Origin of the sequence: Rhodococcus sp. ACPA1, assembly GCF_002300195.1 — a bacterium.
Lineage (GTDB): Bacteria > Actinomycetota > Actinomycetes > Mycobacteriales > Mycobacteriaceae > Rhodococcus_F > Rhodococcus_F opacus.
The window spans coordinates 192,947-205,937 of sequence record NZ_NSDX01000006.1 but is presented as its reverse complement, the minus strand read 5'-3'; the positions used below and the strand labels follow the sequence as shown (position 1 = coordinate 205,937).

14 protein-coding genes are annotated in these 12,991 nt (G+C 66.1%); 9 read left to right on the top strand and 5 right to left on the bottom strand.

Features of this window, described 5'->3' with window-relative positions; all coding sequences use genetic code 11:
• Nucleotides 1–101 precede the first annotated feature (101 nt).
• On the bottom strand, nucleotides 102–1,166 hold the full coding sequence (locus tag CJ177_RS30360; protein WP_061696751.1) for an LLM class flavin-dependent oxidoreductase: 1,065 nt from the start codon (nucleotides 1,164–1,166) through the stop codon (nucleotides 102–104).
• Between the two features lie 455 nt (nucleotides 1,167–1,621).
• On the opposite strand from CJ177_RS30360, the gene CJ177_RS30355 reads away from it, so the two are divergent.
• Nucleotides 1,622–2,131, top strand: coding sequence for a GNAT family N-acetyltransferase (locus tag CJ177_RS30355; protein WP_061040952.1), 510 nt, complete (start codon nucleotides 1,622–1,624; stop codon nucleotides 2,129–2,131).
• Between the two features lie 14 nt (nucleotides 2,132–2,145).
• Here CJ177_RS30355 and CJ177_RS30350 read toward each other — a convergent pair whose 3' ends face one another.
• On the bottom strand, nucleotides 2,146–3,558 hold the full coding sequence (locus CJ177_RS30350) for a PLP-dependent cysteine synthase family protein (protein ID WP_061696750.1): 1,413 nt from the start codon (nucleotides 3,556–3,558) through the stop codon (nucleotides 2,146–2,148).
• A gap of 230 nt (nucleotides 3,559–3,788) precedes the next feature.
• Here CJ177_RS30350 and CJ177_RS30345 point away from each other — a divergent pair, with 230 nt between their 5' ends.
• On the top strand, nucleotides 3,789–4,052 hold the full coding sequence (locus CJ177_RS30345; protein WP_269455019.1) for a WhiB family transcriptional regulator: 264 nt from the start codon (nucleotides 3,789–3,791) through the stop codon (nucleotides 4,050–4,052).
• A gap of 239 nt (nucleotides 4,053–4,291) precedes the next feature.
• Nucleotides 4,292–4,582 (top strand): hypothetical protein, encoded by a 291-nt coding sequence (locus tag CJ177_RS30335; RefSeq protein WP_025432792.1) that lies wholly within the window; start codon nucleotides 4,292–4,294, stop codon nucleotides 4,580–4,582.
• 24 nt (nucleotides 4,583–4,606) lie between these two features.
• On the opposite strand, the gene CJ177_RS30330 is transcribed toward CJ177_RS30335, so the two are convergent.
• Nucleotides 4,607–5,275: a zf-HC2 domain-containing protein gene (locus CJ177_RS30330; protein WP_005242798.1), complete on the bottom strand. Its 669-nt coding sequence runs from the start codon at nucleotides 5,273–5,275 to the stop codon at nucleotides 4,607–4,609.
• On the bottom strand, nucleotides 5,262–5,819 hold the full coding sequence (locus CJ177_RS30325) for a sigma-70 family RNA polymerase sigma factor (protein ID WP_005242799.1): 558 nt from the start codon (nucleotides 5,817–5,819) through the stop codon (nucleotides 5,262–5,264). Before CJ177_RS30325 ends, CJ177_RS30330 begins: the two co-directional genes overlap by 14 nt.
• A 207-nt stretch (nucleotides 5,820–6,026) precedes the next feature.
• Here CJ177_RS30325 and CJ177_RS30320 point away from each other — a divergent pair, with 207 nt between their 5' ends.
• The 3 genes from CJ177_RS30320 to CJ177_RS30310 are packed head-to-tail and all read left to right on the top strand — an operon-like array spanning nucleotide 6,027 to nucleotide 8,230.
• Nucleotides 6,027–6,518: a hypothetical protein gene (locus CJ177_RS30320; RefSeq protein ID WP_061696749.1), complete on the top strand. Its 492-nt coding sequence runs from the start codon at nucleotides 6,027–6,029 to the stop codon at nucleotides 6,516–6,518.
• Nucleotides 6,511–7,617 carry a catalase family peroxidase gene (locus CJ177_RS30315; RefSeq protein WP_061696748.1) on the top strand — a complete coding sequence of 369 codons (1,107 nt, stop codon included), beginning with the start codon at nucleotides 6,511–6,513 and terminating at the stop codon, nucleotides 7,615–7,617. Before CJ177_RS30320 ends, CJ177_RS30315 begins: the two co-directional genes overlap by 8 nt.
• Complete coding sequence (locus tag CJ177_RS30310; RefSeq protein WP_061040956.1) at nucleotides 7,607–8,230, top strand: cytochrome b; 624 nt, start codon at nucleotides 7,607–7,609, stop codon at nucleotides 8,228–8,230. Before CJ177_RS30315 ends, CJ177_RS30310 begins: the two co-directional genes overlap by 11 nt.
• A gap of 275 nt (nucleotides 8,231–8,505) precedes the next feature.
• Here the strand turns inward: CJ177_RS30310 and CJ177_RS30305 are convergent, their stop codons facing one another.
• Nucleotides 8,506–9,390, bottom strand: a complete 885-nt coding sequence (locus CJ177_RS30305; RefSeq protein ID WP_005242803.1) for a class I SAM-dependent methyltransferase — start codon at nucleotides 9,388–9,390, stop codon at nucleotides 8,506–8,508.
• A 340-nt stretch (nucleotides 9,391–9,730) separates the two neighbouring features.
• On the opposite strand from CJ177_RS30305, the gene CJ177_RS47510 reads away from it, so the two are divergent.
• The 3 genes from CJ177_RS47510 to CJ177_RS30295 all read left to right on the top strand — a co-directional run bounded on the left by CJ177_RS47510 (nucleotide 9,731) and on the right by CJ177_RS30295 (nucleotide 12,935).
• On the top strand, nucleotides 9,731–9,880 hold the full coding sequence (locus tag CJ177_RS47510) for a hypothetical protein (protein WP_164709532.1): 150 nt from the start codon (nucleotides 9,731–9,733) through the stop codon (nucleotides 9,878–9,880).
• Between the two features lie 187 nt (nucleotides 9,881–10,067).
• Complete coding sequence (locus CJ177_RS30300; protein WP_095869312.1) at nucleotides 10,068–11,246, top strand: CdaR family transcriptional regulator; 1,179 nt, start codon at nucleotides 10,068–10,070, stop codon at nucleotides 11,244–11,246.
• Between the two features lie 303 nt (nucleotides 11,247–11,549).
• A complete protein-coding gene (locus CJ177_RS30295; RefSeq protein ID WP_025432795.1) occupies nucleotides 11,550–12,935 on the top strand; it encodes an MFS transporter in 1,386 nt (461 codons plus the stop codon).
• Nucleotides 12,936–12,991 lie beyond the last annotated feature (56 nt).

Below are 12,991 nucleotides of genomic sequence, written 5' to 3'. Positions count from 1 at the left end.
CGATGACAACCAATCACCCGCCCGCGCCGACAGCGCGGGCGGGTGACTGTCACGGAGCAACGCAAAGCTGTTGCGGGGAAGCGTAAGTAGCGCTCCCCCGCTCATTCCCGCAGCAACGGCAGCAGCTGGTTGCCCTGACGCTCGATCTCCGGCAGATACGGGGTGTCCGAGAGTACGAAGTGGGTGATGCCGAGATCCTGGTACTTGCGCAGCGACTTCGCGACGTCCTCCGGGGAGCCCACGAGCCACGTGGTGCCGGCGCCGCCGCCACCGAACTTCCCGGGTGCGGTGTACAGGTTGTCGTCGAGCACGTCGCCACGGGTAGCCAGGTCGAGGAGTCGCTGCTGTCCCACGGCGGTCTGGCGATGCGGATTCTGTGGAGCCGCACCCTGATTCTTCGCCATCTCCGCTACCTTCTCCTCTGCCTCGGCCCAGGCCTGCTCGGTCGTGTCCCGGACGAAGGTGGTGATCCGCAGGCCGAACTCGAGCGGCGCATGCGCTCGGCCGAGTTCCTCGCTCAGTGACCGCAACCGTTCGATCCGCTCCTGCACACCCGCGAGCGGCTCACCCCAGAAGAGCTGAACGTCGGCCTCGGTCGCCGCAACACGCTCGGCGGCTTCGGACGCGCCACCGAAGTAGAGCTTCGGATGGGTCCGATCTCCGCGTGGTGAGATCCGGGGCAGCACTGTGGAATCGGTGACCTGGAAGTGCTCACCCCGGTAGGTGACGTTCTCCTCCGTCCACAGCTTGCGAACGAGCTGGAGGAACTCCTTGGTGCGGGCGTAACGGTGGGCCTGGTCGCTCTCGTGGTCGCCGTAGGCTCCGAGGTTGTCCTTCCCGGACACGATGTTGATCCGGACCCGGCCGCCGGTCAGATGGTCGAGAGTAGCGACGGCGGAGGCGAAGTGAGCCGGTCGCCAGTAGCCGGGCCGGATCGCGATGAGCGGCTCGAATGTCGCCGTCCTGGCCGCAAGGGCGGCGGCGACGGTGAGTGTGTCCGGCCGACCCCAACCGGTGCCGATCAAGGCCCCTTTCCAGCCATAGTCCTCGAGGGTCTTCGCCTGGCTCGTGAGGGTGTCCAGACTGTTGTGGTCAACCGTGACGGCGTCGCCGCGGTGTCCAGGGGTGACCTGATTCGGGATGTACCAGAGGAATTCGAGACTCATGAGGTGGTGATTCCTGTTCGACGTCGGTGATCGGCCGGCTGAGATCGGCGAATCGTGCCGTCTCCAACGATTGGGCGGAGAGCGCGTCCGGACTGACGGCCGTGTGCGCCGCCGCGATTGCGTCCATTCCCTACTTTCGCCCCCGAGGGACGCCACATCACCCGACTGGATTACGTTCCAGCATCCGGACATCGCGATACTAATCCCGGTTGTCACCATTGAACGTCCATGCCCTGCGTCCTCCACGATGAGAAACAGGGCCTGACGTGCGACAGTTCGACACAACTGGACATTAATTCCTCCAGATCGGAAATGTCGATGCACCTTGTACCTTCATCGGTAGCGAGCAGAGATTGCTGGACACCGTTGGCGTCAAGGTGATTTCAACCCTCGAATCCCGGATGAAGATCGGGAAGCATCTACCGAAACTGCGTTTTCATAGACGGAGAATGTGAATGACCTCTGAATCAGCACTCTCGCAACTTCACGTAACCGAGGTGTCTTGGTTCGATCCCGACGCGGAGGCATTGCGCGCGGCCATGGCCCGCGAAGTGGGGCCGCGATACTCCGACCGAGTATCGACTGCAGACCGCGCCGCCACCAATGCGGTTGACCCGACGTCCGTTTTCCTCACAGTGGTGGTGTACACCGCCGCGGGGGCAACCGACAATCGAGAAGCGGTCGGTCACGCCGCGCTCAGGTGGAACGGCGACGACCTGGAGTTGAAACGGATGTTCGTCACAGTGGAACATCGCGGAACCGGAGTGTCGACAGCGTTGTTGAGCGCGGTCGAGGATGCCGCCAGGAAGGCGGGGCGCCCACGCCTGATTCTCCAGACAGGCGACCGGCAACCCGATGCGGTCAGGTTGTACGAGAAGAGTGGCTACTCACGGATTCCGATCTTCTCCCCGTACGAGATCTTGCCCTTCTCGAATTGCTTCGAGAAGGTGTTCGATCAAGGGTGACGGATCACCGCACGTCACGCGACAGGCGAGGTCAGGACGACGTCGGCGTCGACCAACACCACGGCTCGCCCGTTCTCGGACACGACGACCGGCCCCCGGTGCCCCCCGATTCGTCGCATTGCCACCGACAACTCCTCGGTGACTCCCACGACGGGCAACGCCCGATCGACGTGCGCGCCGATCAGGTCGTCGTCCGGAGCGTGTGACAGCGCCGCGGCACTGACGGACCCCAGGATCTCCGCGACCACGATCGGACCGGTGACCGGGCGCGCCAGCACGACGGGCAGGGCCGGGGTGTCCGCGAGCACGCCACGCGCCTCCGCAACGGTTGCGGTGGACGGCACGGCCCGCGGTGCGCTCCCCCGGCCGCCCAGTGCATCACCGACAACGGGTCCGGTCGCTGCGTGGTAGAGCGGGAAGCCCAGCCGTCCCAGCCACTCGTTGTCGAAGTACTTCGACAGGTAGGCCCGGCCCGAGTCCGGGACGATCACGACCACGACGTCGTCCGGACCGAGGGTCCGCGCGAACCGCAGGGCGGCGGCCACCGCGGTACCGGCGGAACCTCCGACGAGGAGTCCTTCCTCCCGGGCGAGGCGGTGCAGCACCGTGAGCGCCTCGATGTCCGGGATCCGCTCGAGACGGTCGACGACGTCCGGGTGATAGGAATCCGGCCACTCGTCGTGCTCGGTCTGCGGGTGCAGAAAATGGCCCACGGATTCGATGTACCAGGCCCGTCCGTCTCCCCCGCCGTATACGGAGGTCTCGGGGTCCGCGCCGATGATCTGCACGGCCCCGCCGGAGATCTTCGTCAGGAACTCCCCCGTCCCCGTGATGGTCCCACCGGTTCCGACACCGGCGACGAGATGAGTGACTCGGCCCTGGGTCTGACGCCAGATCTCCGGACCTGTCGTGGTGCGGTGCGCGTCGGGATTGGCCGGGTTGTCGTACTGGCCGGCGAGCCAGCCGCCGGGGATCTCCGCCGCGAGACGAGTGGCCACGTTGCGCACGAACTCGGGATGGCGGCTGGGCCTGCCGCCCGGTGTCACATGCACCCGCGCCCCGTGCGCCCGCAGCAACGCGATCTTCTCGACGCTCGTCTTGTCGGGTACCACGACGACGGAACGGTATCCCCGAGCGGCGGCGACCAACGTCAGCCCGACTCCGGTATTGCCCGACGTGCCCTCCACGACGGTGCCTCCGGGCAGGAGCTCCCCGGATTCCTCGGCCGCGTGGATCATGGCCAGGGCGGCGCGATCCTTCACACTTCCGCCGGGGTTGAGGAACTCGAGCTTGGCATACACCGTCGCGGAGATACTTCCGGTTACCCGGTTCAACCGGACGAGGGGTGTGTTGCCGATGGCGTCGGTGATCGAGTCGTAGACTCCGAGGCTCGCGGCGTCGACTGTGGGGGGATCGAGGATGGTCATGCGTCTGCCTTCCGAGGCCGCCCGGGTGTCACCCGGTCAGCATCGCAAGAGCAGTCGTCGAACAACAGGATTCGCGTCACGCCGATCAGATCTTCAGTGGCTCACCATGAACGGCGCAGCGCGTTCACCCCGAAATCCTGGAGATTCGAATTCTTCTCGTGTGTTGCCGAATGGGCTGTAATTCGGAGCGACCTGAGAGCGAAGGGGGTAGTCGAAAGATGTCGACACCGGTGACGACACTGCATCCTCACGACACCGAGTTGTGGCAGTGGCGATTGGCTGCGCGTTGCCATGAAGCGGACGCGGAGATCTTCTTCCCGGCGGACGCCGAACGAAGGAACGCTCGCTCCGAGCGTGAAGATCTCGCCAAGGAGTTCTGCCGCGGCTGCGCGGTGGTGGAGGAATGCCTCGAGTATGCCCTCCACACCGGCCAACAGCACGGCGTCTGGGGTGCGACGACACCGGGCGAACGGCTCGCACGACTCGGCCGGTGAGCGAATACCCGCGTCGGCATTCTCACACGAGCGGATTGGCACGAGCGTCGTCGGCGGATGCGAAACTCCAGTGTTATTCGCGACGAGTAGATTTGGTGGTCCTGATCGGGTAACCAGGTACGTTCGAATCTCGCAGTCGTAGGAGAGACCGTGGTTGCCCGCGTGCTACCTGGGGCGCCTCAGGTCGTCCCGGTCTCGGCGGCCAGGGAGCGGAGGGCCTCGACCCGGGTCCCCACGCCGTGACGGCGGGCCAGTTCTTCCGCTCCGTCCGGGTCTCGTGCCTTCGCGTGCTGCTCGGCTGGGCACTCGACGCACGCCTCGACGAGGATCTCGAGGCGTGTTTCGAACTCGCCGCCGACGGCGGTGCTGCCGTCATGGGGCTGCCGCGGGCCGACCTGCAACCGGGTTCACCCGCCGACTTCATGTTGCTGGACGGAGAATGCGTGCCGCAGATCGTCGTCGACGTCCCCCGTCGGGACACGGTGGTGCGGGCCGGACGGGCCGTCGCTCGCGACGGCGGGCTCCTCTGAGTCGTCCACGAGGATTGGCGTCGGTCAGGACCGCAGGGGCGCTTGCAGCAGGGTCCGGTCGTCGCCCGGGGCGCTGACGCCGAGCATCGTCGCATCCGACATCGGCAGCCCCACCGCCAACTGCATCGACATCGTCTTGTCGCCGCCGGCGATGAAACTGCCGGCATTCATGCGACTTCCGTCGGAGCGTTGGAGCCAGACGTTGTACGTGCGGCCCTGTGGGAGTCCGGCGACGTCGAGGCTGATTCCGGTTCCCCACGCCCGGTTCTCCACCCGCGCGGAGGCGTCCACACCTGCGGCGAGCACCGTGAATGCCACCGGCTGCCCGGGAGGGGCTGTCGAGGTGCCCCCGCGTAGGAAGAACCCGCCGGTCACCAGGCCGACGGCGATCACGACGGCCGCGGCGGCGACTGCGATCCGGTGGTACCGCTTCCGTCCGCGTTCGCGGTCGACCGCCCCGAAGATCGCGTCGGGCAACGTCGACGACGGCCGGGGCGCAGGTTCGGTGAGCCGGTCCGGGTCCGCCGCCGACAGGGCAGCCGCGACCGGCGTCAGCAGACTCAACTCGGTGCGGCACTCCGGGCAGCCGTCCAGGTGCGCGCGAAGCGTGATCGTCTCGCGGTCGTCGAGGCGACCGAGCGCGTACATCCCCAACATGGTGCGCATCTGCTGGCAGCGTTCAGTGGTCACCATGCCACCCCATTTCTTCGAGTACGAGTCGGAGAGCCTTCAGCGCGTAGTACACACGACTGCGGACGGTGCCCACGGGAATGCCGAGCTGTGCGGCCACCTCTGAGGCGGGCCGGTCACGCAGGTGAATCTCGACCAGGACGCAGCGGTGCTGATCGGACAGCCGCCGCAGCGCCTCCTCCATCTCGAGCCCCACCAGCAGTTGTTCGAGGGGACGCTCGGGTGCGGGCAACTCGGGTGGTGCAGCGTCGGCCAACTCGGGTCGGGCGGCACGAGCCCGGATCGCGTCGATCACCACGTTGCGGCAGATCGCATACAGCCAGGTCCGGAGCGTAGAGCGCCGCGGGTCGTACCGGTCCGCGCCCCGCCACGCACGCAGGAACGTCTCCTGCACCGCCTCCTCCGCGCGACCCCGGTCTCCGAGGGAGCGGTAGGCGAGGGCGAACAGTTCCCTGCCGTGGTCGTCGTAGGCGGCCCGCAAGACCGTCTCGTCGTCCAAACTTCCCTCGGACTGGTCCCCGCGTGTGCGCACGATACGAAGCCGCACCACTCACCTCCCGAACACCGGATACGGCGTCGGCTCGCCCGACACCCACCGAGGAGTACGGGCGCGGGCGGCGCGGCGTTCATCTCGAATTCTGCCACTCGGGTGCGCGGAGGCGGCTCCGGCAGGTGAACGCGGATCGCCGACCATCCGTACTCCCCAGCGCCGAACGACAGGCACACGGGAACGAACGAATGGAGATCTACGAAGATGCTGAAGAAATCGATTCTTGCGGCGGCCGGCGCCGGCACCGCGATCGCGCTGATCTCGGCGTGCGGCACCGCCACCGACGACGCCCCGCCCCAGGTGCCGCCGTCTGCGTCCGCCGCGGCGAACCCCGAACCGGCAACCCCGGCGGCCGCCGGGCAGGTGGAGCTCGGCACCCGGGACACCGCACTCGGCACGGTGCTCACCGACGGGGACGGTTTGACGCTCTACCGATTCGATGAGGACACACCCGGCTCCATCCGGTGCACCGGCCCCTGCGCCGAGATCTGGCCGCCCTCACTCAGTGCACCCCGGCCCGACGCCACCCTCGCCGCCCGCACGGGTGCCACGACGCGGCCGGACGGAACCGAGCAAATCACCTACGACGGCCACCCGCTCTACCGGTTCGCGAAAGACACCGCCCCCGGGCAGACGGGCGGCGACGGTGTCAAAGGAACCTGGCACGTGGTGACGGTCGACTCCGCCCATGGATGACGCCACCGCACCCCCGGTCAGGGCGCCACGCCCGGCTGTCAGTCGGCGCAGTGCGCTGCTCGGCCTGGCCGCGGTCGGCGCGATCGCGGCAGTGGACGTCGGCGGGTTCCTCTGCGCGGCGGGGACACTGGACGCCGACGCTTTGACCCCGGCACGGCTGACCGACCGGTTCGAGGAGGTCTCCGGGCACCACGACGGGTTCCGGCGCAATCACGCCAAAGGAGTCAGCGCGACCGGATATTTCACCGCCACCGGCGCCGGGTCCGCGGTCTCCACGGCCAGCGTCTTCCGGGTCGGCCGGATCCCGGTAACCGGCCGGTTCTCACTCTCGGGCGGGAATCCGTCCACTCCGGACGTCGACGCCACGGTCCGCGGGCTGGGATTGGCGTTCGACCTCCCCGATGGCGAGCAGTGGCACACCGCGATGATCAACACCCCGGTGTTCCCCGACCGGACACCAGACGGCTTCTACGAGCGGTTGCTCGCATCGAAAACGGACCCGGCCACCGGCAAGCCCGATCCGGATCGCATGGCGGCGTTTCTCTCCCGCCATCCCGAGACCGCGGCGGCGATGAACCTCATCCGACAGCATCCACCGACCTCCGGGTTCGACAACAGCACCTTCTACGGTCTCAACGCCTTCCATTGCACCAACGACACCGGAGTCACGGTTCCGGTGCGATGGACACTGGTCCCCGAGCAACCGGCCCGCTCCCCCGGCCTGCCGCCGCTGCCGGGGCGCGATTACCTCTTCGACACACTCACCGCGGCAGTCTCGCGTGGGCCGTTGCGGTGGCGGATGTTGCTCACGATCGGTCGACCCGGCGATCGGACCGACGACGCCACCCGGCCGTGGCCGCCGACCCGGCAGGTCCTCGACGTCGGCACCGTAACCATCGACGCGGTCCAGACCGAAGCGCCGCACAACGCGCGGGACCTCAACTTCGACCCGCTCATCCTCCCCACGGGCATTGCGCCCTCGGACGATCCCCTGCTCAGCGCCCGGTCCGCGGTCTACACCGAATCGTTCACCCGCCGGTCCGGGGAGCCCAAAACACCGGCCGTCGTCGATGTGGATGGGGTGCGCGATGACCGCTGACCCGACCGACCGCCCGCTCCGGTTCGCGCCGACCGTCCGGTTGCTGCATTGGGCGATGGCGGTCATGGTGATCGCACAACTGCTCGTCGGCGCCGTCATGGTGACGACCCTCGACCACTACCATCTGCTGCGCTCGGTGCACGTCCCGTTGGGCGCCGCGATCCTCGCCCTGGTGATCGTCCGCATCGGCAATCGGCTGGTGTGCCGCACGCCCGCACCACCCTCCACGATGAGACCGGTCGAGCGCCGGGTCGCAACCGCGTCGGAGTACCTGCTCTACGCGCTGCTTGTGATCCAGCCACTCACCGGGTGGGCCATGCTCTCGGCCGGCGGCTACCCGATCATTCTCTACCAGCACCTGCACTTGCCCACGCTGATTGCACCCGATCCCAGCGTCTACGCGTTGTCGAGACAAGCTCACACCGCATTCGCCTACCTGCTGTTCTTCACCTTCACCGCACACATGTCCGCCGTCCTCTTCCATGTGCTGGTCCTGAACGACAGGCTCCTCGGCCGGATGGCACCGTGGCGCACTCGCCGAAAGTCTTCGCCTACCGCGTCCCGACCGGCACCTACGCGGATCGTCGATAATGTTGCTGCAGAGCAGGATTGAGAATGGCGACGCTCACAGCACTGAAGCCGAGACCGGCGTGTGACTCGTGCCGACCGCGTGATGGAGCACCAGTTCGACCGGGTCGGTGAGCGGGAACATGCCCCAGACAGGGGTTCGGCCGGGAATGCTCTCACATTCTCGGCCGGATCTCTGCTTCTCGAGTGTTTCACCGTTGCCGATTACTCTCTCGATCCGCAACTACCAATGTACGCGCGGATGGCGGTCCACCGCAATGGCTCGCATCTGCGGTTCATCGCTGCGACCTGGGCCGTGGGCTACTTGACCGCCGTCAGGTACGTCGATCGCTTCGACAGATCGACAAGTTCTTCGGGGAGCTCCGGAACCGGCCGCCCGTAGGCAGCCGCCAGCTCGAGCGAATTGAACCGCTGCACCGACCAGCCGCGCCGGGTCAACCACTGCACCGGATCGGCCCGCTCGTCACCGTAGAACAGCTCGGAGATGTCGATGTCGCCGAACGGATTCTCGGCGAAATACTTCGCTCGGATGGCGTCGAAGCGTTGCATGTCGGTTCCCGCCGCGAAGTTGTCCACGGCAAGGCGGCTACCAGGGCTGGACAGTTGGTCGATCCGCTCGAACAGCGCGTCGTGCGCCGCGCCCGGGAGGTACGCCAGCAGCCCCTCCACCGACCAGGCGGTCGGCTTACCAGGGTCGAAGCCTGCAGCGTGGAGGGCGGCAGGCCAGTCGTCTCGCAGATCGACGGCCACCGGGCGACGATCGGCCTTCGCCCTGGCCCCATGATCGGCGAGAACCTCCTCTTTGAATTCCAGCACCTGCGGTTGGTCGACCTCGAAGACCGTCGTGCCGGTCGGCCAGTCCAAGCGATACGCCCGTGCGTCCAACCCGGCCGCGAGGATCACCGCCTGCGAAACGCCCGCGCTCGTAGCCGTCGAGAAGAACTCGTCGAAGAATCTGGTCCGACTACCCATGAAACCCGAGACCGGCACGTCCCCGAGTGACGACGGGTCGGCCAACAGCCCGGTGAAATGCGGTTCACCCGCCGCTTCGACGAACCACCGCGCGAAGTCGTCCTGGATCAACGCGTCGGGGCGAACTGTCTCCAACGCCCGGAATGTCGCCACTCCCAACGCGGTCAGGCCCACACTACTGACGATGTCCCAACTATCTCCATCAGTTCGCATCGCTGAAGCACCCTCCCGAACTCGTCGCAGAACCGGAGCCGACGACCGAGCAGGGCAGAGCGGCGACGAGGCCAGAGAGGTTCGGCGAGGCCTCACCGAAATCCGGGCCCAGCGTGATCGACCGAACCCGCGCAATTCTACGCTCGGGACCATCGCAATCATCCGGAGCCGATTCGCCGACCTCGCACCCGCTCGGTCCGATCTCAGAGAAGACCGAGGCGACCAGGCCGAGTGGCACGGGACCGAACATGTGGTGTACAACATAGTCGGCCACGATGTGAACCAGATCACAACCGTGACCGTAAGGCACAGATATCGGTAACCGACGAAAGCAGGACACATGGCGACAACCTCGATTGCCCCGACGACTCCCACCGGACGGCAGACGCCCCGGCACAGCGGCACGATGAGCACCGCGGAGATCAAGTCGAGGATCGAGGCCATGTTCGCCGACGACCGCAGGCCCACCCGCCCCGCGGTCACGAACTGACGAAGTTCGCCCCCCGACGAGGGGATCGGATGAACACCGCACGACGTGTCCGTCCGATCCCCCGCCGCGCGTAGCACTCGAAAACGTTGCAGCACAAGCAGCCACAGAACAACCGGCCGACCACTTGTCACGCATTACGGAGACGTCGGGGCCCCGCATCTCGGGATGACGACCGGCAGGTTTACGGATGAACGATGTCCAGCAGTACGCGGACAGTCTCGCGGATCAGTTGAACCGCTCGATCGAAATCGACGACTGTGGTCTCAGGCCGCTCGCGTTGACCGAGCAGCATGGTGATCTCGACGATGTCCGTGTCCGGTCAATCCTCCAGCGACATTCGTCCCCGGAGGTGTTCGAGTACGCATTTTCGCTCGATATCGCGCACGCAACCGGGCCCGTTCGGTTTCCCCCGAATCCGGCGTTGCAGACGTTGCCTCGGGTGTGCATTCCGATGCGGGCCCACGGGGAACTCCAGGGATATCTGTGGCTGATCGACAGCCCGCCTCTCACCGATTCCGACATCGCAGCAGCGGCCGGCACCGCCTCCGCGATCGCCGAACTGCTGCACCAGCAGTCACAGTCGACGGCCACCGTGCTGGATCGCGAGACTCAGCTCGTGAGCGCACTGCTCGCTCCACCGCACGAGGGCACACCCCCGGCCGAGCTTCTCGGCGACGAACCACTCCTTCGATTTACCGAGCACGCGAGTGTGCTCACCATGAAGTTGGCACCGATCGATGCCGGCGGCGAGCCGCTCGACGCCCGGGCGATGCGGAGCGCCGCCCAGGAAGTGGCGTACGCCCGGCCGGTGGGCCGTTCCCTCCTGGGGCATGGCGAAGACACAATCCACCTGATTGTCAGTGCCGAGGTACACGCTGACCGCCTCCGCCCGTTCCGCCACGCTCTGGCACAGGCAGCCCGGCGACGCGGATGGACGCTGCACGGAACCGGCACCGGAGGAGCCGCATCCAGTCTCGACGAGCTGCGACGATCCGGAATGCAATCCGGTTATGCGGCAACCGTTGCACACGCGCGGAACATCGAGCAGTTGAACTGGAACGAGCTCGGAGCCGACCTCGTGTTCTACGGACTGCCGTGGACGATGGAAACTCTGGAGATTCTGTTCCCCGGCGCATCTCGTCTGTTCGACGCGGACAACACACTGATTCGCGAGAGTTTGGACGCCTACTTCGATTGCGGCGGTGATACACGCCGCGCTGCCGCCCAACTGGCCGTGCACCGCACCACCCTCTACTACAGGCTCGACCGTGCGCAACAGCTCCTCGGAGAGGACTGGGCACAGGGCGAACGCAGAGCCGGACTCCAGCTCGCCCTCAGATTGGCGATGCTGATCCGCAACATCTGATGCGTGTTCAAACCTCCAGTTTCGACGGTTGACCTGGAGCTTTCGACAATGTCAGGAACAGACCTCGCTTTTACTCGAACGCAGACGGAAGACGATCCCGCACGTCGTCCGTAGTGTTCGGAATCACAGTCGAGAACGTCGCACCGGTGCAGATGGACGCACCGACAGACCCTCGCCGGCTACGTCAGCGTGCCGGTTCCCTCGAACACTCGAACGGGGATTCCGGCGGGCGCACGGGCCGTAATCGGCGAGCTCGAGTGTCGCGACTGATGAATTCACAGCCTCTTTCCTGAAGGAGCCCCCGTGGCCACACACGCTCTCGATGACGCGAAACTCTCGCGGTTTCATCTGAAAACGACGCTCTACGGAAATGGCGGACACCTCTGCGACGGGTACATTCTCGGCGCCATTGTTCCCGCACTCCCCCTCTTCGCACAGTCTCATCCAATCGGTTCCTTGATGAGCGGCTTGATCGGTGCCTCCGCACTGATCGGTGTGTTCCTCGGAAGCCTGTTCTTCGGCTGGGTCACCGACAGGATCGGCCGCCGGCGCATGTTCGTCATCGACCTCGCACTGTTCGTCGTCCTCTCCCTCGCTCAGATCGCGGTCACTGACGCCGTCATGTTGCTCGTTCTCCGGGTTCTGCTGGGAATTGCGGTCGGAGCCGACTACACGATCGCCACGACCCTCGTGGCCGAGTTCTCGCCACGGAAATACCGGGCCACCCTGCTCGCGGTGGGTCCGGCGATGTGGACAGTCGGGTACGTCCTCGCGATTGTCGTCGGAACAGCGGTGGCCGAAGTCGGGGGTGACGACGCCTGGCGCTGGATCCTGGCAACCAGCGCAGTCCCCGCGCTCATTCTGCTCATCCTGCGCCGGAATACACCCGAGTCACCGCGCTGGCTCGCTCAGAACGGACGGGCAGAGGAAGGCCTCGCGATTCTGCGGAAGCATGTCTCCCCGACCGCAACCCTCGCCGACCTCGCCGAGGAGGAGAAAGCGGAATCGTCTGGTTCACTGCGCGACGTGTTCGCCGCACAGCACCGCAAGCGTCTGGCATTCGCGTGCCTGTTCTGGTTCTGCCAGGTCGTTCCCTATTTCGCCGTCTTCACCTTCCTCCCCACAATCCTCGAATCACTCGACATCGAATCCGGCTTCTGGCAGACCACCAGCGTCAACCTCTTCCTTCTGATCGGCGGCGTCGTCGGCATCGTCACGATCGGCAAGATCGGTCGACGCCCCTACACCCTGATCTCCTTCGCACTCCTGACCGCATCGACACTGGCAATCGGCCTCTGGCAGAGTGCCCCCGCGGGCTATGTCATCGCTCTCTTCGCGCTGTTCGCACTCATCTCGTCAGCGATGGCCGCACTCGACACCGTCTATCCCAGCGAACTGTTCCCGACCAGCATCCGCGCATCGGCGACCGGACTCTGCGTGTCCTTCAGCCGAATCGGGGCAGCGATCGGGACCATTCTGCTTCCGGTAGGAATCGACAAGTTCGGAGCACACGGGGTCACCCTGCTCACCGGTGTGGTGGCGGGTGCCGGTTTTCTCATCAGCATCGCCTGGGCACCGGAAACCGCGGGCCTGACCCTCGCGCAGGCCGCAGCCGACACCGAGGAAATGCCACAAAAATCCGCCAGCGGCAGCCCTGACAGCAACTCGTCGTTCGTGTCTCAGCCGTAACCCGACAGACGTGGTCGGTCAGCCGACCAGACCGTCGCCATCAACCAGCCCAACTC